This is a genomic window from Sulfuricystis thermophila (assembly GCF_004323595.1).
GTDB classification, from domain to species: Bacteria; Pseudomonadota; Gammaproteobacteria; order Burkholderiales; family Rhodocyclaceae; genus Sulfuricystis; species Sulfuricystis thermophila.
Genome location: NZ_AP019373.1, coordinates 1,443,298 through 1,468,661, shown reverse-complemented (window position 1 = coordinate 1,468,661; position 25,364 = coordinate 1,443,298). Strand labels below are relative to the sequence as shown.

General features: G+C 62.9%; 25 protein-coding genes and 1 tRNA gene. 23 read left to right on the top strand and 3 right to left on the bottom strand.

Translation table 11 applies throughout. The annotated features are described in order from the left end of the window. Positions 1–45 precede the first annotated feature (45 nt). From galU to pnp, 16 genes are all read left to right on the top strand, one after another. A complete protein-coding gene (gene galU, locus M52SOB_RS07380) occupies positions 46–921 on the top strand; it encodes a UTP--glucose-1-phosphate uridylyltransferase GalU (RefSeq protein WP_131111254.1) in 876 nt (291 codons plus the stop codon). Beyond that, positions 918–1,763: a 3',5'-nucleoside bisphosphate phosphatase gene (locus M52SOB_RS07375; protein WP_131111253.1), complete on the top strand. Its 846-nt coding sequence runs from the start codon at positions 918–920 to the stop codon at positions 1,761–1,763. Before galU ends, M52SOB_RS07375 begins: the two co-directional genes overlap by 4 nt. A 1-nt stretch (position 1,764) precedes the next feature. Continuing rightward, positions 1,765–2,400: an L-threonylcarbamoyladenylate synthase gene (locus M52SOB_RS07370; RefSeq protein ID WP_131111252.1), complete on the top strand. Its 636-nt coding sequence runs from the start codon at positions 1,765–1,767 to the stop codon at positions 2,398–2,400. A 168-nt stretch (positions 2,401–2,568) separates the two neighbouring features. Next, positions 2,569–3,216, top strand: coding sequence for a site-2 protease family protein (locus M52SOB_RS07365; protein ID WP_131111251.1), 648 nt, complete (start codon positions 2,569–2,571; stop codon positions 3,214–3,216). 3 nt (positions 3,217–3,219) lie between these two features. Further along, positions 3,220–4,422, top strand: coding sequence for a tryptophan--tRNA ligase (locus tag M52SOB_RS07360; RefSeq protein ID WP_131111250.1), 1,203 nt, complete (start codon positions 3,220–3,222; stop codon positions 4,420–4,422). After that, positions 4,419–4,901, top strand: a complete 483-nt coding sequence (locus tag M52SOB_RS07355) for a thioesterase family protein (RefSeq protein WP_284155029.1) — start codon at positions 4,419–4,421, stop codon at positions 4,899–4,901. The genes M52SOB_RS07360 and M52SOB_RS07355 overlap by 4 nt, the downstream gene beginning before the upstream one ends. After that, positions 4,898–5,731, top strand: coding sequence for a segregation and condensation protein A (locus tag M52SOB_RS07350; protein WP_131111249.1), 834 nt, complete (start codon positions 4,898–4,900; stop codon positions 5,729–5,731). The genes M52SOB_RS07355 and M52SOB_RS07350 overlap by 4 nt, the downstream gene beginning before the upstream one ends. Next, positions 5,718–6,395, top strand: coding sequence for an SMC-Scp complex subunit ScpB (gene scpB, locus M52SOB_RS07345; protein ID WP_131111248.1), 678 nt, complete (start codon positions 5,718–5,720; stop codon positions 6,393–6,395). The genes M52SOB_RS07350 and scpB overlap by 14 nt, the downstream gene beginning before the upstream one ends. Before the next feature lie 22 nt (positions 6,396–6,417). Further along, on the top strand, positions 6,418–7,149 hold the full coding sequence (rluB, locus tag M52SOB_RS07340; protein ID WP_131112480.1) for a 23S rRNA pseudouridine(2605) synthase RluB: 732 nt from the start codon (positions 6,418–6,420) through the stop codon (positions 7,147–7,149). Between the two features lie 129 nt (positions 7,150–7,278). Then, positions 7,279–7,758, top strand: coding sequence for a ribosome maturation factor RimP (gene rimP / locus M52SOB_RS07335; RefSeq protein WP_131111247.1), 480 nt, complete (start codon positions 7,279–7,281; stop codon positions 7,756–7,758). Positions 7,759–7,782: 24 nt separating this feature from the next. Continuing rightward, positions 7,783–9,267, top strand: coding sequence for a transcription termination factor NusA (nusA, locus tag M52SOB_RS07330; RefSeq protein WP_131111246.1), 1,485 nt, complete (start codon positions 7,783–7,785; stop codon positions 9,265–9,267). Positions 9,268–9,330: 63 nt separating this feature from the next. Continuing rightward, positions 9,331–11,847 carry a translation initiation factor IF-2 gene (gene infB, locus M52SOB_RS07325; RefSeq protein ID WP_431306335.1) on the top strand — a complete coding sequence of 839 codons (2,517 nt, stop codon included), beginning with the start codon at positions 9,331–9,333 and terminating at the stop codon, positions 11,845–11,847. Between the two features lie 9 nt (positions 11,848–11,856). After that, positions 11,857–12,258 carry a 30S ribosome-binding factor RbfA gene (gene rbfA, locus M52SOB_RS07320; protein ID WP_131111245.1) on the top strand — a complete coding sequence of 134 codons (402 nt, stop codon included), beginning with the start codon at positions 11,857–11,859 and terminating at the stop codon, positions 12,256–12,258. Beyond that, positions 12,251–13,153 carry a tRNA pseudouridine(55) synthase TruB gene (truB, locus tag M52SOB_RS07315; protein ID WP_131111244.1) on the top strand — a complete coding sequence of 301 codons (903 nt, stop codon included), beginning with the start codon at positions 12,251–12,253 and terminating at the stop codon, positions 13,151–13,153. Before rbfA ends, truB begins: the two co-directional genes overlap by 8 nt. Before the next feature lie 98 nt (positions 13,154–13,251). Further along, complete coding sequence (rpsO, locus tag M52SOB_RS07310) at positions 13,252–13,521, top strand: 30S ribosomal protein S15 (RefSeq protein WP_131111243.1); 270 nt, start codon at positions 13,252–13,254, stop codon at positions 13,519–13,521. Between the two features lie 12 nt (positions 13,522–13,533). Beyond that, positions 13,534–15,648 (top strand): polyribonucleotide nucleotidyltransferase, encoded by a 2,115-nt coding sequence (pnp, locus tag M52SOB_RS07305; RefSeq protein WP_131111242.1) that lies wholly within the window; start codon positions 13,534–13,536, stop codon positions 15,646–15,648. 98 nt (positions 15,649–15,746) lie between these two features. Here the strand turns inward: pnp and dksA are convergent, their stop codons facing one another. Then, complete coding sequence (gene dksA / locus M52SOB_RS07300) at positions 15,747–16,172, bottom strand: RNA polymerase-binding protein DksA (RefSeq protein WP_131111241.1); 426 nt, start codon at positions 16,170–16,172, stop codon at positions 15,747–15,749. A gap of 132 nt (positions 16,173–16,304) precedes the next feature. On the opposite strand from dksA, the gene M52SOB_RS07295 reads away from it, so the two are divergent. After that, positions 16,305–16,380: transfer RNA gene (locus M52SOB_RS07295), tRNA-Asn, on the top strand. An 83-nt stretch (positions 16,381–16,463) separates the two neighbouring features. Here M52SOB_RS07295 and M52SOB_RS07290 read toward each other — a convergent pair. Further along, positions 16,464–17,663 (bottom strand): tyrosine-type recombinase/integrase, encoded by a 1,200-nt coding sequence (locus M52SOB_RS07290; protein WP_131111240.1) that lies wholly within the window; start codon positions 17,661–17,663, stop codon positions 16,464–16,466. A gap of 12 nt (positions 17,664–17,675) precedes the next feature. Continuing rightward, complete coding sequence (locus tag M52SOB_RS07285) at positions 17,676–18,281, bottom strand: hypothetical protein (protein WP_131111239.1); 606 nt, start codon at positions 18,279–18,281, stop codon at positions 17,676–17,678. 125 nt (positions 18,282–18,406) lie between these two features. Between M52SOB_RS07285 and M52SOB_RS07280 the strand changes: the two genes are divergently transcribed. From M52SOB_RS07280 to M52SOB_RS07255, 6 genes are all read left to right on the top strand, one after another. Continuing rightward, complete coding sequence (locus M52SOB_RS07280; RefSeq protein WP_284155027.1) at positions 18,407–18,652, top strand: helix-turn-helix transcriptional regulator; 246 nt, start codon at positions 18,407–18,409, stop codon at positions 18,650–18,652. 10 nt (positions 18,653–18,662) lie between these two features. Next, complete coding sequence (locus M52SOB_RS07275; protein ID WP_131111238.1) at positions 18,663–18,983, top strand: CHC2 zinc finger domain-containing protein; 321 nt, start codon at positions 18,663–18,665, stop codon at positions 18,981–18,983. Further along, positions 18,965–21,178 (top strand): YfjI family protein, encoded by a 2,214-nt coding sequence (locus M52SOB_RS07270; protein WP_172601778.1) that lies wholly within the window; start codon positions 18,965–18,967, stop codon positions 21,176–21,178. The genes M52SOB_RS07275 and M52SOB_RS07270 overlap by 19 nt, the downstream gene beginning before the upstream one ends. Positions 21,179–21,359: 181 nt before the next feature. Continuing rightward, on the top strand, positions 21,360–23,369 hold the full coding sequence (locus M52SOB_RS07265; protein WP_284155026.1) for a type I restriction-modification system subunit M: 2,010 nt from the start codon (positions 21,360–21,362) through the stop codon (positions 23,367–23,369). Next, positions 23,363–24,790, top strand: a complete 1,428-nt coding sequence (locus M52SOB_RS07260; RefSeq protein ID WP_131111236.1) for a restriction endonuclease subunit S — start codon at positions 23,363–23,365, stop codon at positions 24,788–24,790. The genes M52SOB_RS07265 and M52SOB_RS07260 overlap by 7 nt, the downstream gene beginning before the upstream one ends. 176 nt (positions 24,791–24,966) lie before the next feature. Beyond that, entirely contained in the window at positions 24,967–25,359 is a 393-nt protein-coding gene (locus M52SOB_RS07255; protein WP_284155025.1) for a hypothetical protein, read from the top strand. Positions 25,360–25,364 lie beyond the last annotated feature (5 nt).

Here is a 25,364-nt window from a genome sequence, read left to right as displayed (position 1 = left end):
GCGGGCATTCGCCTGCACCGAAAACCGCCTGGCAAGGAGGATGTGATGCAAAAGGTCAGCAAGGCGGTTTTTCCAGTCGCCGGCATGGGCACGCGCTTCCTGCCCGCCACCAAGGCGAGCCCGAAGGAAATGCTGCCGATCGTCGACAAGCCGCTGATCCAGTATGCGGTCGAAGAAGCCGTCGCCGCCGGCATCACCGACATGATCTTCGTCACCGGCCGCTCGAAACGCGCGATCGAGGATCACTTCGACAAGGCCTACGAGCTGGAAAGCGAGCTGGAGAGGCGCGGCAAGAAAGAGCTGCTCGACTTCGTCCAGCACCTGCTGCCCAAGCACATCAACTGCATCTACATCCGCCAGGCCGAGGCGCTCGGCCTGGGACATGCGGTGCTCTGCGCGAAGCCGGTGATCGGCGACGAACCCTTCGCAGTGCTCTTGGCCGACGACCTGCTCGACAATGACGTGCCGGTGATGAAGCAGATGGTCGAAGCCTACGATTACTACCGCTGCTCGATCCTCGGCGTGCAGGACGTGCCGCGCGAGGACACCGCCAGCTATGGCATCGTCGCCGCGCAGCCTTTGGCCGAGCGTGTCGAGCGGGTGACGGCCATCGTCGAGAAGCCGAAGCCCGAGGCCGCCCCCTCGACGCTGGCAGTGGTCGGCCGCTATGTGCTGACCGCGCGCATCTTCGATCATCTGGAAAGGGCCCAGGCCGGCGCCGGCGGCGAGATCCAGCTCACCGATGCGATCGCGGCACTGCTCAATGAACAGCAGGTGCTCGCCTATCGCTATCATGGCGTGCGCTATGACTGCGGCTCGAAGCTCGGCTACCTGCGCGCCACCGTCGAATATGCGCTGCGCCATCCCGAAGTCGGCGCCGATTTCGCTGCCTGGCTGAAATCGTCGGATCTGTTGCGATGATGCCGGCGAATCCCGACCTGCATTGCCATTCGACCGTCTCCGACGGGCTGCTCGCGCCGGCCGCGGTGGTCGAGCGCGCCCATGCCAATGGCGTCGATCTGCTGGCGCTCACCGATCACGACGAAATCGGCGGACTCGACGAGGCGATGACGGCGGCTGCGACGCTCGGTTTGCGCTTCGTCACCGGTGTCGAGATTTCCGTCTCGTGGGGCGACGACCAGACCGTGCATATCGTCGGGCTGAACTTCGATCCGCGCGACGAGACCCTGCGCGCGGGGCTCGCAAGGGTGCGCAGCGGGCGGGATGCCCGTGCCGTCCTGATGGCGCAGGAACTCGCCAAGGCCGGCATCGACGGCGCCTATGAGGGTGCGCTCAAATATGTCGGCAATCCGGCGCTGATCTCACGTTCGCATTTTGCCCGCTACATCGTCGAACGCGGCTTCGCGCCTGACGTGAAGACCGTTTTCGAGCACTGGCTCGCCAAGGGCAAGCCCGGCTATGTCAGCCATGCCTGGGCGGAGCTTCACGAGGCCGTCGGCTGGATCCGCGGCGCCGGCGGCATCGCGGTGATCGCCCATCCGGGCCGCTATCGCCTCTCCGCCGGCGAGCGCCGCGAGTTGTATCGCGCCTTCAAGGACTGCGGCGGGCAAGGCATCGAAGTGGTCTCCGGCAGCGCCTGCGATGCCGAGCTGCGCGAATTCGCCGCCATTGCCCGCGAATTCGGTTTCCTCGCCTCGCGTGCCTCGGATTTCCACGGCCCGGGCGAGAGCTATGCCGATCTCGGTCGCCTGCCGCCGTTGCCGGAAGGACTGACACCGGTGTGGACCGCCTGGGAGAAATGAGTTGGCGGAGTGTTTCGCGGTTCATCCGAAGAACCCGCAGCCGCGCCTGATCGACCGTGCCGCGGAGCTCGTTCGCAAAGGCGGGCTGGCGGTCTTCCCCACCGATTCGGCCTATGCGCTGGGCGGGCACCTCGGCGATGCCGCGCTGCTCGAACGCATCCGGCGCATCAGAGGCGTCGATGAGCGGCATCATTTCACGCTGATGTGCCGCGATCTGTCTGAAATCGCCACCTATGCGCGCGTCGATAACGCCCAATATCGGCTGCTCAAGGCCGCCACTCCCGGGCCCTACACCTTCATCCTCGAAGGCACGAAGGAGTTGCCGCGCCGCGTGCTGCATCCAAAGAAGAAGACCATCGGTCTGCGCGTGCCCGACCACCCGGTGACGCGCGCGCTGCTCGCCGCCCTGGACGAACCGATCCTCTGTTCGACGCTGATCCTTCCCGGCGAGAATGAGCCACTCGCCGATCCGGAGGAGATCCGCGCACGGCTCGATCCAGTCGTCGATGTGATCATCGACGCCGGGCCCTGCGGCAGCGGCATGACGACGGTGATCGAGCTCGTCGGCGGCCAGATCACTTTGCTTCGGGCAGGCAAGGGGCCGCTGGAGCCTTTCGGTCTTACTACCCCTGACTGAGCCTCGGAAACCCCTGCGAAACTGGCTGCGCGGGCGGTCTGCTGCGTTGCGCGGTGCTCACTCCCTCGCCTATCTCGTTGATATGTCTCGGTCGCTGCGCTCCGTGCGCCGAGCTATCATCCCGCTCGCGGCGTTTCGCAGGGGTTTCCCTCGCTTACAATCCCACCCATGGAAAACCTGATCCAGTCGCTGGCGATCCACGCCATCCCGGTGATTTTCGCCATCACGCTGCACGAGGCCGCCCACGGTTACGTGGCGCGGCATTTCGGCGATCCTACCGCCTGGCTGCTCGGTCGCATCACCCTCAATCCGGTCAAACATGTCGATCCGGTCGGCACCTTGCTGGTGCCCGCGCTGCTGCTGTTCTTCAGCAAGGGACAGTTTCTCTTTGGCTGGGCGAAACCGGTGCCGGTGGATTTCGGCCGCCTGCGGCATCCGAAGCAGGACATGCTCTGGGTGGCTGCCGCCGGCCCCGGTGCGAATCTGGCGATGGCGCTGGCTTGGGCGCTGGTGCTGAAGCTCGCGGTGGTGATGCCCGAGAATGCCTACAGCCTGCCGCTCGCCGAGATGGCGCGCGCCGGCATCAACGTCAACGCGGTGCTGATGCTGCTGAACCTGTTGCCGATCCCGCCGCTCGACGGCGGGCGCATCGCGGTGAGCCTGTTGCCGCACCGGCTGGCGTGGCGCTTCGCGCAGCTCGAACGCTTCGGTTTCGCGATCCTGCTCGCGCTGTTGTTCCTCGGCGGGCTCGACCTGATCCTGACGCCACTGATGCGCATCTTCCTCTTTTTCATCAAAAACCTGTTTGCCCTGTAAATCATGTTCGTCGAAAGAGTCCTTTCCGGGATGCGTCCCACCGGCCGCCTACATCTGGGGCACTATCACGGCGTGCTGGCCAACTGGATCAAGCTCCAGCACGAGTATCCCTGCCTGTTCTTCGTCGCCGACTGGCATGCGTTGACGACCGCCTATGACGAGCCGGGCGGCATCGCCCAGAACGCCTGGGACATGGTGATCGACTGGCTGGCGGCGGGCGTCGATCCGGCACAGGCGACGATCTTCATCCAGTCGCGCGTGCCGGAACATGCCGAATTGCATCTGCTCCTCTCCATGATGACGCCGCTCTCCTGGCTCGAGCGTGTGCCAACCTACAAAGATCAGCAGGAGAAGCTCACCCACAAGGATCTGACGACCTATGGCTTCCTCGGCTATCCGCTCCTGCAAGCCGCCGACATATTGATCTATCGCGCCGACAAGGTGCCGGTCGGCGAGGATCAGGTGCCGCACCTGGAATTCGCGCGCGAGATCGCGCGCCGCTTCAATCATCTCTACGGCCGCGAGCCCGGCTTCGAGGAAAAGGCGAAAGAGGCGGTGAAGAAGCTCGGCGGCAAGCGCGCCCGGCTCTATGAAGAGCTGCGCCTGCGTTTTCAGGAGAAAGGCGACGAGAGCGCGCTCGAACAGGCCCATGCGATCCTCGAGGAAGCGCAGAGCCTGTCACATGGCGACCGCGAACGGCTGTTCGGCTATCTCGAAGGCAGCGGCAAGATGATCCTCGTCGAGCCTACGGCGCTGCTCACTCAGGCATCGCGCATGCCCGGTCTCGACGGCCAGAAGATGTCGAAGTCCTATGGCAACACCATCGCCCTCAGAGAGGACGAGGAGTCGATCCGCAAGAAGATCCGCACCATGCAGACCGATCCGGCGCGCGTGCGACGCAGCGATCCCGGTGACCCGGAAAAATGCCCGGTCTGGCAGTTCCACCAAATCTATTCGAACGATGAGGTGAAAACCTGGGTGCGCCAGGGTTGCACCTCGGCCGGCATCGGTTGCCTCGAATGCAAGCAACCGGTGATCGAAGCTGTGCTGAAGGAGCAGGAACCGATGCGCGAACGCGCGCGGCGTTACGAGGAAGACCCGCAGCTGGTGAGGAACATCATCGCCGATGGTTGCGAGAAGGCGCGCAAGCTCGCGCAGGAGACGATGCGCGACGTGCGTGAGGCGATGGGACTGGACTACTCGTGAAGCGCGACACGGACATTGCCGGGGCCGAAGAGGCGCGGTTGTTGGCGATCATCCGCGAGAGCTTCGTCGAGCGCATGCCGTTCAATCGCGTCCTCGGCATCGACGTGCTGTCGTTGCACCACGACCGTCCGGAGCTCTCCTTCGCGATGCGGCCGGAGCTGGTCGGCAACTACGTGCGCAACATCCTGCACGGCGGCGTGATCTCCGCGGTGCTCGACGTCACCGGCGGACTGGTCGCGTTCCTCGGCGTGCAGCAGAAGCTCAAGGGCAAGCCGGTCGAGGAGGTGCTCGAGCGCTTTGCGCGTATCGGCACCATCGATCTGCGCGTCGATTATCTGCGTCCCGGTGACGGCCTGCGCTTTCTCGCCCGCGGCTATCCGCTCAGAACCGGCAACAAGGTCGCGGTGGCGCGCATGGAACTGTTCAACGACCGCAGCGATCTGATCGCGGTGGGCACCGCGGCCTATACGGTGTCATGACGGAAACGCAGAAACTTGGCGCCGAGTCGGCACAGTCGGAAGCGCATGTGCCGAAGCTCTACGGCGAACCCTTGCCGGAGCTGCCGCGCGACCTCTACATCCCGCCGGACGCCCTGGAGGTGTTCCTCGACGCCTTCGAAGGGCCGCTCGACCTGTTGCTCTATCTGATCCGCAAGGCCAACGTCAACATCCTCGACATCCCGATGGCGCCGCTCACCGCGCAATATCTCGAATACGTCGAGGCGATGCGGCGCAGCAACCTCGAACTGGCAGCCGATTACCTGCTGATGGCGGCGATGTTGCTCGAGATCAAGTCGCGCATGCTGCTGCCGCGCCCGGCGAAGACCGAGAGCGGTGAGCCCGAGGATCCGCGTGCCGAACTGGTGCGCCGGCTGATGGAATACGAGCGCATCAAACTCGCCGCCGCGCGCCTCGATGCGCTGCCCCAGGTGAGTCGAGACTACGAGTGGGCGAGTGTCTGGGTAGCGGAAAAAGTCGCCGCGCGCGCGCCGGAAGTGAACCTGCATGACCTGCTCGCGGTATGGCTTTCGCTGATGCAGCGTGCCCGCGTCAAGCAGCATCACCGCGTGCAACGCGAGGAACTCTCGGTGCGCGAGACGATGAGTGTCGTGCTGCGTCACCTGCAGGGGCGAGGGTACGTGATGTTCGAGGAGCTGTTCGCTGCGACGGCCGCACAGGCGGGTGTCGCCGGCATGATCGTCAGCTTTCTGGCGATCCTCGAGCTGGCACGCGAGAGTCTGATCGAGATCACCCAGAGCGAGGCACTCGCCCCGATTTATGTGAAAATGAAAAACGATGCAGCTCTATAAGCCTGAAGACTACAAGAAGGTGCTCGAGACGGCGCTGCTTGCAGCTCCCGAACCGCTGCCGCTGGCCGAGCTGAAAAAGCTTTTCGACGAAGACTTCGACGACGATACCTGGCGTGCGCTGCTCGATGATCTGAAGCGCGACTGGCATGACCGGGGCGTCGAACTGGTGCAACTGGCCTCCGGCTGGCGTTTCCAGACGCGACCGGAATACCAGGTGTTCCTCGATCGCCTCAAGAACGAGCGGCCGCCCCGCTACTCGCGCGCCGTGATGGAAACGCTGGCGATCATCGCCTATCGCCAGCCGGTGACGCGCGGCGACATCGAGGAGATCCGCGGCGTCGCCGTCTCGCCGAACGTGATCAAGACCCTGGAAGGGCGCGGCTGGGTCGATGTCGTCGGCCACCGCGATGCGCCCGGCCGCCCGGCCCTATATGCCACCACCCGCAAATTTCTCGATGATCTCGGCCTGCGCAGTCTTGCGGAACTGCCCCCGCTCGCCGAGATCGAACGGATGATCGATGCCAACACCCACGAAACCCGGGAAAGCCCGGAAACCCACGACACCGCGCTCCACGACGCCTCGCCCCCGACGCAAGGCGACGCCTTTCCGGCCGCCGACGAAAACGACACCAGCGGCCAAGTCGTCGCGGCCGGCGAAGCCTGAAGCTGCGGCGACGAGCGTCAAGCTGCAAAAGGCGCTCGCCGATGCCGGTCTCGCCTCGCGCCGCGAGATCGAGGCATGGATCGCCGCCGGACGCGTCCAGGTCAATGGCGAGCCGGCGCACCTCGGTCAGCGTGTCGCGCCCGGCGACAAGGTCAAGGTCGGCGGCCGGCTGGTCAATCTCCGTTTCGCCGCACGCCTGCCTCGTGTGCTGCTCTACCACAAGCCTGAAGGCGAGATCGTCTCGCGCGACGATCCGCAGGGGCGGCCGTCGGTTTTCAATGCCCTGCCGCGTCTGCGCGGCGGCCGCTGGATCGCCATCGGCCGGCTCGACTTCAATTCCTGCGGTCTGCTGCTGTTCACCACCGACGGGGCGCTCGCCAACCGCCTGATGCACCCGCGTTACCGTCTGGAACGCGAGTATGCGGTGCGTGTCCTGGGCGATCTGGACGAGGCTGCGCTGAAGAAACTCACCGAGGGCATCGAGCTCGAAGACGGCATGGCGCGTTTCATTCGCCTGCAACCCGCTGGTGGCGAGGGGGCCAACCGTTGGTACCGGGTGACGCTCGAAGAAGGGCGCAACCGCGAAGTGCGGCGCATGTTTGCCGCCGTCGGGGTGACGGTGAGCCGGCTGATGCGGGTGCGTTACGGGCCGATCGTCCTGCCGGCCAACCTGAAGCGCGGTCAGTGCCGCGAATTGGAGCCGGACGAGGTGAAGGCTTTGCTCGACGTTCTGAAAGTCAAACCCGTCGCATGAATTGCTTTGCCGTGCAGCCACTTGTATAATTGGGGCCTTTAGTGGCACCCTTGGTTGTGGTCGCGAAGTCGGGGTGCCGAGAAGAAAAATGGGCGGTCCGCCCATTTTTTATTTGTGGCGTGGGAAAGCATGGCGGATTTGGCAGGTTTGGTCGAACAGGCGGTGGTGGGACTGGGGTACGAGCTCGTGGATTTCGAGACGAGCCCGCGCGCGCGCCTGTTGCGTGTCTTCATCGATCGTCCGGCAGGTAGTCCCGGCAGCCCGATGAGCGGCGTGACGGTCGATGACTGCGCCTTGGTGAGCAATCATCTGACCCGGCTGTTCGAAGTCGAAAATGTCGATTACGACCGGCTCGAGGTGTCCTCGCCGGGACTCGACCGGCTGCTGAAGAAACCGGCGGATTTCGCGCGTTTCGTTGGTCAGGAAGTCCAGGTCAAGCTGCGCGTCGCAGCCGCTGGCGCGGCGGGAGCCGCGGGGCCGTTGCAACGCAATTTTTCCGGCACGATCCTCGGGGTTGGCGAACATGGTCTGCGTCTTGCCGTCGAGGGCGGCGAGCGCGAGTTCGCTTTCGACAACATCGAAAAAGCCCGTCTGGTGCCGAAGTTTTGAGAATTCGTTTTACAGGAGATCGAAATGAGTCGTGAGCTGCTGTTGCTGGTCGATGCGCTGGCGCGCGAAAAGAACGTCGACAAGGAGCTGGTGTTTTCCGCGCTCGAACAGGCGCTCGCCTCGGCGACGAAGAAACGCATCCACGACGAAGCCGACGTGCGCGTCGAGATCGACCGCGCCACCGGTGATTACACCGCCTATCGGCGCTGGCTGGTGCTGGACGACGACGAAGTGGAGATCCCTGCCCAACAGATCGGTCTCTCCGAAGCGCGCCAGGACGATCCGGACGTGCAGATCGGCGATTACATCGAGGAACAGCTCGAAGCCGTCGATTTCGGTCGCATCGGCGCCCAGACCGCCAAGCAGGTGATCCTGCAGAAGATCCGCGATGCCGAACGCGAGCAGATCCTCAACGATTTCCTCGAACGCAAGGAACACATCGTCACCGGCACCGTCAAGCGCATGGAGCGTGGCAACGCGATCATCGAGGCCGGCCGGATCGAGGCGCTGCTGCCGCGCGATCAGATGATTCCGAAGGAGAACCTGCGTCCTGGCGATCGGGTGCGCGCCTGGCTGATGAAGATCGACCGCAATGCGCGCGGGCCCCAACTGATTCTCTCGCGCACCGCGCCGCAGTTCATCATGAAGCTCTTCGAGCTCGAAGTGCCCGAAATCGAGGATGGACTGATCGAGATCAAATCTGCCGCACGCGATCCCGGCGTACGCGCCAAGATCGCCGTGAAATCGAACGATCCGCGCATCGATCCGATCGGCACCTGCGTCGGCATGCGCGGTTCGCGCGTCACCGCGGTGACCAACGAGCTCGCCGGTGAGCGTGTCGATATCGTGCTCTGGTCACCCGATCCCGCCCAGTTCGTGATCGGTGCGTTGGCGCCAGCGGAAGTCCGCTCGATCGTCGTCGACGAAGAAAAGCACAGCATGGACGTGGTGGTCGACGAGGACAACCTGGCGATCGCCATCGGTCGTGGCGGACAGAACGTGCGGCTGGCTTCCGAACTGACCGGCTGGACGATCAATCTGATGACCGTCGAAGAGTCGCAGGAAAAACAGGAGCAGGAAACCGCCAGCATCCGCCAGCTGTTCATGGACAAGCTCGACGTCGATCAAGACGTGGCCGACATCCTGGTGCAGGAAGGTTTCTCCACTCTCGAGGAAGTGGCCTATGTGCCGCTCGCGGAAATGCTCGAAATCGAGGCCTTCGATGAGGCGACGGTCAATGAGTTGCGCGAACGCGCCCGCAACGTGCTGCTCACCGAGGCGATCGCCAACGAGGAGGAACTGGAGAAGGTGTCCGAGGACCTGCTCAATCTCGAAGGCATGGACAAGCCACTGGCCGCCAAGCTGGCGCGGCAAGGGGTCCATAGCCGTGATGAACTCGCCGACCTGGCGGTCGATGAATTGATGGAAATGACTGGCATCGACGAAGCGCGTGCCAAATCCCTGATCACCGTCGCGCGCGCGCACTGGTTCGCCGATGAAACGAAGTAAGGAGGGCCCATGTCAGCCCAGATGAGTGTTGCCCAGTTCGCCGCCGAACTGAAGATTCCGCCGATGGCCCTGATCGAGCAGCTGGCCAAGGCGGGCGTCGTCAAGCAATCGAGCACCGATACCCTGACCGAACAGGACAAGGCTCGGCTGCTCGAATTCCTGCGCCGTGCGCATGGCGAGACCGCGCCGAAGGCGAAGATCACGCTGACGCGCAAGCAGACCACCGAGATCAAGGCCACCGATGCGACCGGCAAGGCGCGCACCGTCCAGGTCGAAGTGCGCAAGAAGCGTACTTTCGTCAAGCGCGACATCGAGATGCCCACGGAAGCACCGGCACCCGAAGTGGCCGCCAAGCCCGTGGTCGCACCCGCACCGGTGATCGATGCGGAGCAGGCGGCGCTGCGCGAGGCCGAGGCGAAACGTCAGGCCGAACTGGCGGCGATCCAGGCCGCGGAGCTCAAGGAAAAACAGGAACGGGAAGCCCGTGCGCGCGCGGAAGCCGAGGCGCGTCTCGCACAGCTGCAGGCCCAGGCCGAGGCGAAGAGCGCCGAACCGACGCAGGAGGCTGGTGCAGCCGGTGTTTCCGGCACCCTGCACAAGCCTGCCGCCAAAGCCGGCGAGGAACGGAAAGGCGAGAAGAAGGCCGAGAAGAAGGGCGAGGCCAAAACGATCGCGAAGGGCGAAGAAGAGCGCGGCCGGCGCGGCATCAAGATGCGTGGCGATAGCGGTGGCGGCACGGCAGGCTGGCGTGGCGGGCCAAAGGGCCGCCACAATCGCCATCACGAAGAGGAACGGGCTGCACCGCAGCCGGTCGAACAGGTGGTGCGCGAGATTCATGTGCCGGAAACGATTTCGGTGGCCGATCTGGCGCACAAGATGGCCGTCAAGGCCACCGAGGTCATCAAGGTGCTGATGAAGATGGGCATGATGGTCACCATCAACCAGCACCTCGACCAGGAAACGGCGATGATCGTCGTCGAAGAAATGGGGCACAAGGCCGTTGCCGCGAAACTCGACGATCCCGATGCCTTCCTCGACGAAGCTCAGGCCCGACACAAGGATGCGCCCGCTTTGCCGCGCGCACCGGTGGTGACGGTGATGGGGCACGTCGACCACGGCAAGACTTCGCTGCTCGACTATATCCGCCGCACCAAGGTGGCGGCCGGCGAGGCGGGCGGCATCACCCAGCACATCGGCGCCTACCACGTCGAGACGCCGCGCGGCATGGTGACCTTCCTCGACACGCCGGGTCACGCTGCCTTCACGGCGATGCGCGCACGCGGTGCCAAGGCCACCGACATCGTCATCCTGGTGGTCGCGGCGGACGATGGCGTCATGCCGCAGACCAAGGAAGCGATCCATCATGCCCGGGCGGCCGGCGTGCCGCTGGTCGTGGCGATCAACAAGATCGACAAACCCGATGCCAATCCCGAGCGCGTCAAGCAGGAGCTGGTCGCCGAGGGCGTCGTGCCCGAGGAATACGGCGGTGATTCGCCCTTCGTGCCGGTTTCCGCGAAGACTGGCCAGGGTATCGATGATCTCTTGGAAAATGTCCTGCTGCAGGCAGAGGTCCTCGAGTTGAAGGCGCCGCGCGACGTGCCGGCCAAGGGCCTCGTCATCGAGGCGCGTCTCGACAAGGGCAAGGGACCGGTGGCGACGGTGCTGGTGCAGTCCGGCACCTTGCGGCGCGGCGACGTGCTGCTGGTCGGCCAGGTCTGGGGTCGCGTGCGGGCGATGCTCGACGAAAACGGCCACTCGGTCGAAGAGGCCGGTCCGTCGATCCCGGTCGAGATCCAGGGTCTCTCCGACGTGCCCTCTGCCGGTGACGAGGCGGTGGTGCTCCTCGACGAGAAGAAGGCACGCGAAATCGCACTGTTCCGTCAGGGCAAGTTCCGCGACGTGCGGCTGGCCAAACAGCAGGCCGCCAAGCTCGAAAACCTGTTTGAACAGATGGGCGAGGGCGAAGCCAAGGTACTGCCGTTGATCATCAAGGCTGACGTGCAGGGTTCGCAGGAAGCGCTCACCCATGCGCTGACCAAGCTGTCGACCGACGAGGTCAAGGTGAATGTCATTCATGCCGGCGTCGGTGGCATCAGCGAATCCGATGTGAACCTCGCCCAAGCCTCGAAGGCCGTGATCATCGGCTTCAACACGCGTGCCGATGCCGGCGCGCGCAAGGCGGCGGAAAACTTCGGCATCGACATCCGTTACTACAACATCATCTACGATGCCGTCGATGACGTGAAGGCCGCGCTTTCCGGCATGCTGGCGCCCGAAAAGCGCGAGAACGTGATCGGTCTGGTCGAGATTCGCCAGGTGTTCCGCATCTCGAAGGTCGGCACCGTGGCCGGCTGCATGGTGCTCTCCGGCGTGGTGCGGCGTGGCGCGATGGTACGCGTGTTGCGCGACAACGTCGTCATCCATACCGGCGAGCTCGATTCGCTGAAGCGCTTCAAGGACGACGTGCGCGAGGTCAAAGAAGGTTTCGAGTGCGGTTTGAGCCTGAAGAACTTCAACGACATCAAGGAAGGCGACCAGCTCGAAATCTTCGAAGTGCAGGAAGTCGCACGTAGCCTGTAAAAGTCGGCGATGGCGGGACGGCACTCTTCTCATGGTTTTTCGCGCGGCGAGCGCGTGGCGGAGCAGATCCATCGCGATCTCGTCGAACTGCTGCGTCAGGTCAAGGACCCACGCGTCGCGCAATGGTTGCCGCTCATCACGCTCACTGCCGTCGAGGTCACGCCAGATTATGCGCATGCCAAGGTGTTCTACACCTCGCTGGCCGGCAGCGAGCATGCCAGCGAGATCGCGCGGGGACTCGCCAATGCGGCGGGCTTTTTGCGCCGCGAGCTCGGCCGGCGCCTGCATATCCACCACATTCCCGAGCTCAACTTCGTCTTCGATGCCTCAGTCGAGCGCGGCACGCGCCTTGCGCACCTCATCGACGAAGTGATCGAGGCGGAACGTACGGACGAGCCCAAGGGTGAGTAAGCCGCGGCGTGCCCCGCGCCGGCATGTCGATGGCGTATTGCTGCTCGACAAGCCGGCGGGGATGAGTTCGAACGCGGCGCTGCAAGCGGCGCGGCGTCTGTTCAACGCGGAAAAAGCCGGTCATACCGGTACCCTCGATCCGCTGGCGACGGGTCTCTTGCCGCTCTGTTTCGGCGAAGCCACCAAGTTCGCCGGCAGCTTGCTCGATGCCGACAAAACCTACCGGGCGACGGTGCGATTGGGCATCGTCACCAGCACGGCCGATGCCGAGGGCGAAGTGCTCGCCCGACGACCGGTGATGGTCGACGAGGCAGAGGTGCTCGCCGTGCTGACGCGTTTCACGGGCGAGATCGAGCAGGTGCCGCCGATGTATTCGGCCTTGAAGCGTGACGGCAGGCCGCTTTACGAACTCGCCCGCCAAGGTGTCGAAGTCGAGCGCGCCGCTCGCCGCGTGGCCATCCATGCCCTGCATCTGATCGATTGGCAGAGCGATCGTTTCGAGATCGAGGTGGCCTGCAGCAAGGGCACCTATGTTCGTACCCTCGCCGCCGACATCGGCAGCGCGCTCGGCTGCGGCGCGCATCTGGCTGCGTTGCGGCGCACGCGCGTCGGAGCGCTCGACATCGCCGCGGCGGTACCCCTCGATGCCATCGAACGTTTGCCGGCCGACGGACGCGATCGCCTGTTGTTGCCGGTCGATGCCTTGCTCACCGATCTGCCCGCCGCCACATTGACGGCCACCGAGGCATCGCGCCTGCTGCACGGCCAAGCGGTGCGCTGGCTGGGGGAAGTTGGGCAACAGTATCGCCTCGTCGCGCCACAAGGATTCATCGGTACCGGTGTGCTGCTGGAAGATGGTTGGCTCAGGCCGCAACGCCTGATCGCAAGCGGCTGATTCGTATATAATCCCGAATCTGTTCGTGTGCGGTTGTTGCGCTCTATCAAACCGGGGCCGCAGCCGTTTTTTTCAACCCAGTGTTTGAGAGATAAAACATGGCCATTTCCACTGCCGACAAGGCAAAGATCGTCAGCGAATTCCAGCGTGCCCAGGGTGACACCGGTTCTCCCGAAGTGCAGATCGCATTGCTCACTGCGCGCATCAACGACCTGACCGCCCATTTCAAAACCCACGTCAAGGATCACCATTCCCGCCGCGGCCTGCTCAAGATGGTGAGCCAGCGCCGCAAACTGCTCGACTACCTGAAGCGCAAGAATGCCGACAGCTATCGTGCGCTGATCGAACGTCTCGGCCTGCGCAAGTAAAGGACATTCCCAGTGCTCACACCGATCAAGAAAAGTTTTACCTACGGCGCCCATACCGTCACGCTGGAAACCGGAGAAATCGCTCGCCAGGCCACCGGCGCCGTGATGGTGAATGTCGATGACACCGTCGTGCTCGCCACCGTCGTCGCCAAGGACGAGGTCAAGCCCGGACAGGACTTCTTTCCGCTGACCGTCGATTACGTCGAGAAGGTTTACGCCGCCGGCCGTATTCCCGGTGGCTTCTTCAAGCGCGAGGGCCGTCCCTCCGAGAAGGAGACGCTCACCTCACGGCTGATCGATCGCCCGTTGCGCCCGCTGTTCCCGGACGGCTTCTACAACGAAGTGCAGGTCATCGTCCATGTGCTGTCCTCGAATCCGGAGGTCGATCCGGACATCCCGGCGATGCTCGCCGCCTCCGCGGCGCTGGCCATTTCCGGCATCCCCTTCAACGGTCCGATCGGCGCCGCGCGCGTCGGTTACATCGATGGCCAGTATGTGCTCAACCCGACCCGCACCCAGCTGTTCGACAGCCAGCTCGACCTGGTCGTCGCCGGCACGCAGAGTGCCGTGCTGATGGTCGAATCGGAGGCACAGCAGCTGCCGGAAGACGTGATGCTCGGTGCCGTGGTGTTCGGCCACGAGCAGATGCAGGCCGCCATCCAGGCGATCAACGAGCTGGTCGAGGTCGCCGGCAAGCCGGAATGGAACTGGCAACCGCCCGCGAAGGATGAGGCCTTGATCGCCAAGGTCGCGGAGCTGGCCGAAGCCGAGTTGCGCGAAGCCTATCGCATCACCAGCAAGCAGGCGCGCACACAGCGCTGCCGCGAAGTAGCGAAGAAGGTCACCGATGCGATCTGCGTCGGCGAGAACGCCCCTGATCCGATCACCGTCGGCAATCTGCTCTTCGAGCTCGAGGCGAAGATCGTCCGCTCGCAGATTCTCAACGGCGAACCGCGCATCGACGGCCGTGACACGCGCACCGTGCGGCCGATCACGATCCGTACCGGTGTGCTGCCGCGTACTCACGGCTCGGTGCTGTTCACCCGCGGCGAGACCCAGGCGCTGGTGATCGCCACGCTCGGCACCACCCGCGACGAACAGATCATCGATGCACTGCATGGCGAATATCGCGAGCGCTTCATGCTCCACTACAACATGCCACCGTTCGCCACCGGCGAGACCGGCCGCATCGGCAGCCCGAAGCGCCGGGAGATCGGTCACGGGCGGCTCGCCAAGCGCGCGCTGGTCGCCGTGTTGCCCTCTGCCGAGGAATTCGGCTATTCGATGCGCGTCGTCTCCGAGATCACCGAATCGAACGGCTCCTCCTCGATGGCCTCGGTCTGCGGCGGCTCGCTGTCGCTGATGGATGCCGGCGTGCCCTTGAAGGCTCATGTCGCCGGCATTGCGATGGGTCTGATCAAGGAAGGCAACCGCTTCGCCGTGCTCACCGACATCCTCGGCGACGAGGATCACCTCGGTGACATGGACTTCAAGGTGGCCGGCACACGCAACGGCGTCACCGCCCTGCAGATGGACATCAAGATCCAGGGCATCACCAAGGAGATCATGCAGGTGGCGCTGGCGCAGGCCAAGGAGGCGCGTTTGCACATCCTCGGGATCATGGAAGCGGCGATGGCCAGTCCGCGTCAGGAAGTCTCCAGTTATGCACCACGCATGATCACGATGAAGATCAATCCGGAAAAGATCCGCGACGTGATCGGCAAGGGTGGCGCCACGATCCGGGCGCTCACCGAGGAAACCGGCTGCACGATCGACATCGAGGACGATGGCACCGTCACCATTTCATCGGTGAATGCCGATGCTGCTCAGGTGGCGAAGAAGCGCATCGAAGATATCACCGCCGAGGTCGAAGTCGGCAAGGTCTATGAAGGCACGGTGCTGCGACTGCTGGATTTCGGCGCGATCGTCCAGATCCTGCCGGGCAAGGATGGCCTGCTGCACATCTCGCAGATCGCCAACGAGCGGGTCAATGCCGTTTCCGATTACCTCAAGGAAGGCCAGATCGTGCGCGTGAAGGTGATCGAGATGGACGACAAAGGCCGCGTGCGGCTGTCGATGAAGGCGCTGCAGTCCGAAAGCGCCGGCGAGGCCCCAGCCGCCCAGTAAGGCGCTCGCTGCGCAAAGAAAAAGGACGCTGCGGCGTCCTTTTTCATTTTCGATCAGGCCAATCTGCTATTGGCTTTGGTCGCTCATCAGAAGACGAATCATTTCGCCATCTGTTTCTCACGCCTTTCCTCGATTTCCTTGCAGTCGATGCACAGGGTGGCGGTGGGGCGCGCTTCGAGACGCTTGAGGCCGATTTCCACGCCGCAGGCTTCGCAGTAGCCATATTCGCCACTTTCGATGCGCGCGAGCGATTCGTCGATCTTCTTGATCAGCTTGCGCTCGCGATCGCGGTTCCTGAGCTCGAGCGCGATATCCGATTCCTGACTGGCGCGATCGTTCGGGTCGGCAAACACCGTCGCCTCGTCCTGCATCGTATGCACGGTCTTTTCGATGTCATCCAGCAGCTCGGCCTTCAGGGATTCGAGGATCTTCTTGAAGTGGGCGAGCTGTTTCGGATTCATGTATTCCTCGCCCTTTTTGGGAACATAGGGGGGGAATTGCTTGTGCAGAGTTTCTTCGGCCATCTTGGATTGTTCCGGTCGGCAAAAAAACGAAGTTTAACAACGAAACCGTTCCTGCTCGCAAGTTTTCGTGCAAATTCTCTCAATTGCCGTTGACGCGAATTGTGGAAGTCCCTATCATTCGCGGCTCGCAATTCCCCGATAGCTCAGTCGGTAGAGCGCCGGACTGTTAATCCGTAGGTCCCTGGTTCGAGCCCAGGTCGGGGAGCCAAATAAATCAAGGCCCTGCGTGATTCGCGTCGTGCAGGGCCTTTTGCTTTTGTGTAATTCCTGTGTAATTGCGCCGGGAACCCGTCATGACGCTTTCGGCTCCTTCACCCCGTAGCGCTCTTCGAGCTTGTCCATGGCAGCCTGGATGTGCGCGCCGTTTTGGTGGCTGTAGCGCTCGACCATGCTCAGATTCTTGTGGCCGCTGATGCGCTTGACCGTCGGCAGATCGACGCCGGCCTGCACCAGATGCGTGATGGCAGTATGGCGCAGGGTGTGGCGCACCACCTGTTTTACATCGAGACCGGCCGCAAGCACACAGCGGCGAAACGGCTTGTCCAGATTGACGGTGCGGCCTTCCTTGGCGCCCATTGACGGAAATAGCCAGGCGACGCCGGGTTGCAGGCTTGCGACGTAGTTTTCGAGGTAATCGGCTAGGCTCTTGGTGATCGGCTGCTCGCGCGCACCAGCCTTGGCTTTCGGGATGTAGATGACCAGGCGTTGCGTGTCGATATGTTCGCGCCGGATGCTGAGGATTTCCGACTTACGCATCGACGTTTCCAGACCGATGCGGATGAAGGGGTAAATCTGCCGGTTCTGGTCGCCCTCGGCGGCTTTCAGCAGCCGGTCGATCTGCTCGACGGTCAGATAGGTGATGCGGCCGGCATGCTCTTTCAGGCGCTTGATGGTGGCCGGGCGATGATCGAGCCAGCCCCATTCGATGGCCTTGTTGAGCAGATGCGACAGTACCGCCAGTTCGCGGTTGATCGTCGCCGGCTTGGTGGGGCCGCCGAAAACAGGTTTTCCGCCAGGACCGTTAGGGCGCATCGTCGGCTCGGTGCCGCGTTGTTTCTTGTAGCGCTCGACATCGAAGCTGGAGATTTTCGATAGCGGTGTGTCGCCGAAGAACGGCACAAGATGTTGCTCAAGCCGGTAGCGTTTCGTCTCGATGTCCTTGCCACCTTCCTGCTCCAGCTTGGCGATGTACTTCTCGGCGGCTTCGCGGAACGAGAGCGCCAGCTTGCGGCCCTTGGGCAGATTGAGCCGACCAGCCTTGGCATCCTGCCGCGCCTTCTCGATGAATTCCTCGGCCTGCGTGCGCGTGGTGCCTTCTGATTCGCGACCGATAACGCGGTGGATGCGCTGGCCATCGACCATGACATTGACGATGAACACGCCGTCGCCGTTGGCCAGCCGCTCGAAGGTGATGCCGTGCTCGTTGATTTTTCCGCCGGTGGCCAATTTGCGCATGGCTGGGCGGGTGAGTTTGGTATAGGTCTTGGCCATGACGGGCTCCGGTCAGAAGGGAATATCCTCGGTGTCGTCGGCTTGCGTGACTTTCAAAGACGGCGGCGTGCGCGGGTACACACGCCCTTCCTTGATGGCCTTGCGCGTGAGCATCGCCCATTCTTGCGCTTTGCCATCCGCGACGAACTGATTGAGACTGCCCCACTCTTGGCGCAGCGCGGGAAAAATGTAGTCTTCGAGGACATCCCATCGCCAGCCGATCTTGCCGCTGGCCGTGCGGAATCTGGCCGGTTCGAGCAATTCGGAATCGAGCAAGACCTTCCACAAAATCTGCTCGTCGTGGGTAAGCAGATCGGGATATTTGATAGCCAGGCGAACGAATCGCTCCGCGTCATCGACATCCCATAGTTCGGCGGCATCCTGCTCGATGGTGATGTTGTCGTCGCCGTTGTAGCCGCTGCCGTGATAGATGGTTACGTCACGGAAGCTTTGCTCGACCGCCCACTCGATGAAACTCGAAACCGTGCGCCGCTGCTTGCGGGCAGCCAGTTCCGCCAGATAGCGCAGTTTCGGATCGAGTCGCACAGTCACGGTCTCGGAACGTGAGAGCTTTCCACCGCCGCCTTTACGTTTGCTTTCCGGATGTTCGGTTGCCATGCAAAGTCCTTTCTTTCGGAAGTTCAATTTCCTTCTAAGGAATTCTAGCACCACATTAGTTCTTTGACAATCTATAGTGTCTGTTAGTAATCTTGTATTGTCTTTCAATACATATGGAGGCATTCATGACGCAGGCTCAACTCAAAACTCTCGACGTTGTCACCTATCCGGACGGCCGCATGGACACCCGGAATACCTCGATCTACACCGGGCTATCGGAAAAAACCCTGGCGATGATGCGCTGCAATGGCACCGGCCCGAAATTCGTCAAGCGTGGCCGCATCTTCTATTTCCGGGCCGACGTTGACGAGTGGATGACTTCCCAAGGCCGCCTGACCAGCACCGCCCAGGCCAAACAACGTGCGGCTTGAGCATTTCGCGATGCGCACCTTGGTACCGGGCCGGCACGGTCTCGACCGCTTCGACCGCGCCCGCCTGCCCGATCCGCTCACCTACTACGCCGCCGAGCTGGAGCGCCTGCGCCCAACGGGTAATAGTGGCCGCCATGCCTCGGCGCGCTGCCCCTTCCACGACGACACCCACCCCAGCCTGACGGTAAATCTCGAAACCGGCGCTTTCCGCTGCCACGTTCCCGAATGCGGCGCACACGGGCGCGGCGTGCTGGACTTTCACATGGCGCGCTACGGCCTCGGCTTCGTTGCCGCCGCCAAGGAACTGGGCGCATGGAGGACCACGCCATGAACGCCCTGGAGAAAATCGCGCCGAACCCGGGAATGGTGACTGACACACTGGACAGACTGTTGCGCTACGCCCTGCACAAAGGCGGCGTCAGGTCGAACCAGATCGAGTCGGCCGAGACCCGCTGGGACGCACTGGTGGAGCGTTTCGCGCAGATGCAGGCCGCACCGCGCGTCGCCAACCCGGAAGCCGCTCCCGCGCTGATCTTTGCTGAGTTCAAGCCGGGTAGCACGCGCCACGACGCCAATGTGATCGCCATGACCGCGCTGGTGCTCGACATCGACAAAGAAGCCGACCTCGACCGCATCCGCGCCGCGCTGGCCGGCTGGGAAGCCGCGATCTACACCACCAAGCGCAGCACCCCAACGGCGCCGCGGCTGCGCGTGATTTTGCCCTTGGCCGCACCCGTGCCGGCGCGCGACTGGATAGGCACCTATCGGCAGTTTGCGATGACACTCGACCTGCCGGGGCTGGATGCCTGCGCCGAAAAACTCTCGCAGCCATTTCTTGCGCCTCCAGGCGGAGGCCACTTCGAGCGCCTGCCCGGCGACTGGCTCGACCCTGCGCCGTTCATCGCCGCCGCGCGCCAGGCCGAATACGACGCCCTGCCGCAGCCCGAAGCCATCGGCCAGCAGCTACCCGCCGTGCCGGCGCTCGACACCGACCTGATCCCCGCGCCGCTGCGCGGCTGGGTCGCCGACGTGGCCTATCGCATGCAATGCCCGGTCGATTACTGCGCCGTCGGCGCGCTGGTGGCGCTGGCCGCCGTGGTCGGTGCCGCCGTTGGCATCCGCCCCAAGCGCAAGGATGACTGGCTGGTGATTCCCAACCTGTGGGGCGGCGTCATCGGCCCGCCCTCGAAAAAGAAAACCCCGTCTCTCGCCGAGATGCTCAAGGCGCTCGGCCGTCTGGAAGTCGCCGCCAAGGAAGGCACCCAGCAGGCCAAGGCCGTTGCGGCCGACCCCGAAACCAAGATCAAGCAGAAGCTCCTGAAAAAGGAGCTCGAAGCCGCCATCAAGGCCGAGCGCGAAGAAGCGCGGTTGGAAACCGAAGCCGATGCCTATGTTGAAGCCAAGGGCAAGAAGGAAGTGCCGTCCCGCCAGCGCCGAATTTTGCAGGTGCGTCCCGCCGCGATCATCAAGGCCGAGCTCGCCGCGCTCACCGCCCCGCCCACCGGCACACTGCAAGCGCGCTTTCGCACCAACGACGTCACCATCGAAGCCCTGCACGATTTGCTCTCCGCCAACCCGCGCGGCATCCTCGTCTTCCGTGATGAACTCGTCGGCCTGCTCAAGGGCTGGGAGAAACAAGGCCACGAGCAAGATCGCGCCTTTTATCTCGAAGCCTGGAACGGCCACGGCAGTTTTCCGCTGGACCGCATCGGGCGCGGGCATGTCATCTGCGACAACATGTGCGTCTCCATTCTCGGCGGCACCCAGCCCGATAAGGTGCGCGGCTATCTCTATCAGGCCCGGCAGGAAAACGACGGCCTCTTGCAACGCTTCCAACTGCTGGTCTATCCCGACACCGCAGCCTATACCGGCATGGTCGATGAATACCCGGACGCCGCCGCGCGCGATACCGCCTTCGCCGTCTTCGATACCCTGGCGCGCGCCGACTTCGCGTTGATGGGCGAAACCGACCGCTACGGCAAGATTCCCCACCTGCGCTTTGCCGATGCCGCGCAGGAAGTTTTCAACGCCTGGTATGACGACCTGCACCTGAACCAGATCGAAGCGCCGGAGGCGCCGCCGTTGATCGTCGAATACCTCTCCAAGCAACCCAAGACCTTTGCCGCGCTGGCGCTGCTGTTTCACCTGATCGACCGCGCCGACGCCATCCGGCAGGGCCTAGCGCCCGGTCCGGTGTCGGAGGCTGCCGCCCGCCGCGCGCAAGGCTGGTGCAGCTACCTCGCCGCCCACGCCCGCCGTGTCTTCGCCCTTGGTCAGACGCTGCAAAGTCAGGCTGCGGGCGAACTGGCCCGGCGCATCCAGGCCGGCGCGCTCGACGGGCTGGAAACCTTCACTGCCCGCGACATCTACCGCAAGCAATGGAGCCTGCTCGACGACCCCGAGATCGTCGCCCAAGCCCTGGGCGAACTGACCGAGGCCGGCTGGCTGTTGCGCGATGCCCAGGCGGCAGGCTGGCAGATGCGCGGGCATGTGCGGTATCGGGTGAATCCGAAGGTGAAAGCCTGATGTGTGCTGTCCTGCCAGCGCCGACTTTGCGATGGCGCGCCCTATGAGCCAGACTAGCCGGAGAATATCCCGGATTTGCCCGTCACTTTCCAGCCTATCCCTTGACGCGATCAGGTAGCATTCTTCTAATTCAGCCGGCGGCGCATGTCTCCGGCTTTTGCATTCCATTCGAGTGAAGTTCATGGCAGAAAAGATGACCGCCCCGCTGATTACCACGCTGCCCGACGGAAAAATCTGCGACTTCATTGACGGCACGATCCGCAATGACACGCCCGAGGAATATGTCCGACAGAACATCGAGCGTCGTTTGGTCAAGGAACTGGGCTACAAGCCGGAACGCATCGCCGTCGAATTCCCGATCAAGGTGGGCTCATCTACCAAGCGCGTCGACATCGCCATCTTCCCCGATGGCGCTCTGCACAAGCAGGAACACATCGACATCATCATCGAATGCAAGCATGAGAAAGTGAAGCCTTCCGACAAAAAGGACGGCGAGGATCAGCTCAAGTCCTACCTGTCGTCCTGCCCTAATGCGCAGTGGGGCATGTGGACCAACGGACGGCACAAGTCGGTCTTTCGCCGCATCGAAGCCGAGGGGCGCGTGCAGTGGGAGGAACCCAACGACATCCCCGCGCACGACGGCAATATCGACGACACCGACCGGCCGACGCGCGAGCGCCTAATGCGCTCGACCGACGACAACCTGTTGTTTTCCTTCCGTACCTGTCACGACCATATCTACATCACCGACGGCCTGCCGAAGGACAAAGCCTTTTTCGAGCTGCTGAAGGTCATCTTCTGCAAGATTCACGACGAGCGCAACATCCCCAAGCCGCTGGAGTTCTACGCCACGGCCAAGGAGAAGGCGAGCAACGATGGCCGGCTGACGGTGCAGAACCGCATCGGCAAGATTTTCAACGAAGTGAAGAAGCGCTATCCGGCGATCTTTGACGCCAACGACGTCATTACTCTCAAGCCGCGCTCGCTCGCCTACATCGTCGGCGAACTGCAACGCTACAGCTTCCTCGACACGCACATCGACGTGAAGGGCAAAGCCTACGAGGAACTGGTTGGCAGCAACCTTCGCGGCGACCGCGGCGAATTCTTCACCCCGCGCAACGTTCAGCGCATGGCCATCCAGATGCTCGACGTGAAGCCGGGCGAGAAGATTTTGGACCCGAGTTGCGGCACGGGCGGCTTCTTGGTCATCGCCATGAACGAAGTCATTGATCGACTCAAAGGCTCGCTGCGCGACATGCCGTCCGGCGATGGCTACCGGCAAGTGCTGAACGAGAAGATTCGCGAGACCGCCGAACGCTGTTTCTTCGGCTTCGACATCAACCGCGAGCTGGTCAAGGCCACCAAGATGAACATGGTGATGAACAACGACGGCTCCGGCAACATCCTGCAAAACGACAGCCTCTCCCATCCGCATCAATGGGAGCCTGAATTCCGCGACAAGCTCGCCAAGGCGCTGGAGATCGACCCCGCCGAACTGCGCGGGCCGGACTGCATCGGTCACTGGGACGTCATTGCCACCAACCCGCCCTTCGGCGGCAAGCTGCCCGTCTCCGACCGTGAAACCCTGGCGCAATTTGATCTAGCCCATGTCTGGAAGAAAGGCGACGACGGCCGCTGGCGGATGACCGACGAGCTTTACGGCACGCGCCCGCCGGAAATCCTTTTCATCGAACGCTGCTGGCAGTTGCTCAAACCCGGCGGCCGCATGGCCATCGTTTTGCCCGATGGCATTCTCGGCAATCCCGACCTGGAATATGTGCGCTGGTGGATCATGATCCATTGCCGCATCGTCGCCAGCATCGACCTGCATCCGGACACCTTCCAGCCCAACAACGGCACGCAAACCTCGGTGCTGTTGTTGCAGAAGAAAACCGCCGACGAAATGCGCAAGGAAGAAAAGCAGGGGCAACTCGACGACTACGAAATCTTTATGGCGCAGACGCTCGCCATCGGCCACGACAAGCGCGGCAACGTGCTCTACAAACGCAACGACGACGGCGAGGAAATCCTGTTTCCGCCCGAGGGCGAGGAAACCGAGTTGTATGAGGTTGGCGCCCAAGGCGACGCCAGCCGCCGCGTGCTGCGGCCGACCAAACAGGTCGATGACGATACCCCCGTCGTTGCGCGCGAATTTCTCGACTGGAAAAAGTCGGCGGTGCTCGGATGGTGAAGACCGCCCGCGCTCACTCGCAGGGCAAGGCGCATCTGGCCAGCCGCAGCGTCGGCGTGCGCCTGACCGAAGTCATGGGCGCGGGACTGCGTCTCGAAGCCTCCGCCTACGCGCTCGAAGCGCGACAAGCCATCGCGGAGTTGCAGGCGTGCCCGCATCCGCTCAAGGCGGTGTTGGGGGAAGGCGGGGTATGCCAAGACGCACACAACGGGGCCAGGTTTCCGCGCGTCTATGTTGGCGAAACGAATGGCGTTCCCTTCCTTTCCAGTTCCGACATCATCGGACTGCGACCAGAACGCGGCAACTATCTGAGCCGCAAGCACACGCCAAAACTCGAACAGCTACTCATCCAGCCCTGGACGGTGCTGGTTTCTCGTTCCGGCACCATTGGCAATGTCAGCCTGGCGTCCCCGCGCATGGCGGGCTGGGTATTGTCAGAGGACGCCATTCGCATCACCGCGCCGGATCGTGACACGGCGGGTTATGTCGCGGCGTTCTTGCGGACACAATGGGGCCGCGCGCAACTGGTCGGCCTGACTTACGGTTCGGTGGTCCAGCACATCGAGCCCCACCACCTTGAGCGCGTCCTGATCCCCGATCTCCCCGCCATTCGCCGCATCGCCATCGGCCGCGCCTTTGTCGATGCCGCCTTGAAACGCGACGCGGCCAACGACCAACTGGATGCCGCCGACGCGCGACTGCGCGCCGCGCTGAAACTGCCGCCCTTGCCGGCGCTGAATCATGGCCCGGTGGTCGGCACCATCCGCGCCGCCGATTGGGCCGGCCGGCTCGATGCCTCGTTTCATAACCCGACGGCGCGTTGGGTTGAGCAACAGCTTCGCGCCAGCGGCTTGCCGGTACTGCCGCTCTCCGATGCGCGGCTGACCCAGGCGATCAACGCCGTCACCAAATTCCGCAAGCGCGTCTATGTGCCCAAGGGCGGTATCCCGCTGCTTTCCAGTAAGCAGCTTTTCCAGGTCGATCCCATCGAGTTGAAAGGGCTGGCACGTGGCGCGCACACGGACGATATGGAAGAGATTGCGCTCGCCACGAATACGATTGCGATTACCTGTTCCGGCACGATTGGCCGTGTTCAGATCATCCCCGCCTACATGAACGGCTGGGCGGCCAATCAGCACGCGCTGCGCATCATCCCGGCAGACGACGAGAAAGCCGGCTATCTCTATGCGTGGCTGGCAAGCGATTACGGCCAAGCGTTGATTACTCGATACAGCTACGGCTCGGTGATTCTCGAATTCGACCGCTTCATGGCTGGAGAAGTCTCCGTGCCACTCCTACCCGACCCCGAGCGCAAAGCCATTGCCGCCTTGGTGCTTGACGCCAACCGCCTGCGCGACGAGGCGTGGACGTTGGAACAGGGCGCGCTAAAGATGCTGCGCGATGAGATTGCCGGGGCGTAGTGATCAGCACCAACTTTGGGGTGGCTCGCCCTTGTGTGCCGCTTAAAATGCTCGCTAATAGCATTCGACTGGCCGGCCCGCCGCACAGAAACCACAGGTTTTCACACTCATTATTGGCCCTCCTTGGCCGTTAACGGAAGAACACGGAACTTACCATCGTGGTACCATTCAAAAACTTGTCGGCCTTCAATGGGGTTTTACCGAAGGACGGCGAGAGCCGAAAAATCGCTGGCGGGCCGCTGTATCCACTTGCCGACGTGCAGGCGCTGACGCTTCAAGCGGGCAGCTTGAATCTCTGGACGCGCCGCTGCATGCAGGATGTGGCCAAATTGGGGTTTGATACGGATGATGTGGGCGGCTTGATTCGGGAACTGACGAAACAAGATTACCGGGATTCGGAATGGTGCGATAACGGCAATAGCTGGGCGGCGTGCGATGCCTACACGCTCAAGCGCCTTGAATTCATCGAAGCCGCCGGTAAGTCTTTTCGCATCGAGTACTTTTTGAAATTTGCATTGGGTAAGTCGGGCAAGCTGATTCTGATCGTGTCTTGTCATACATCGAGCTAGAGACG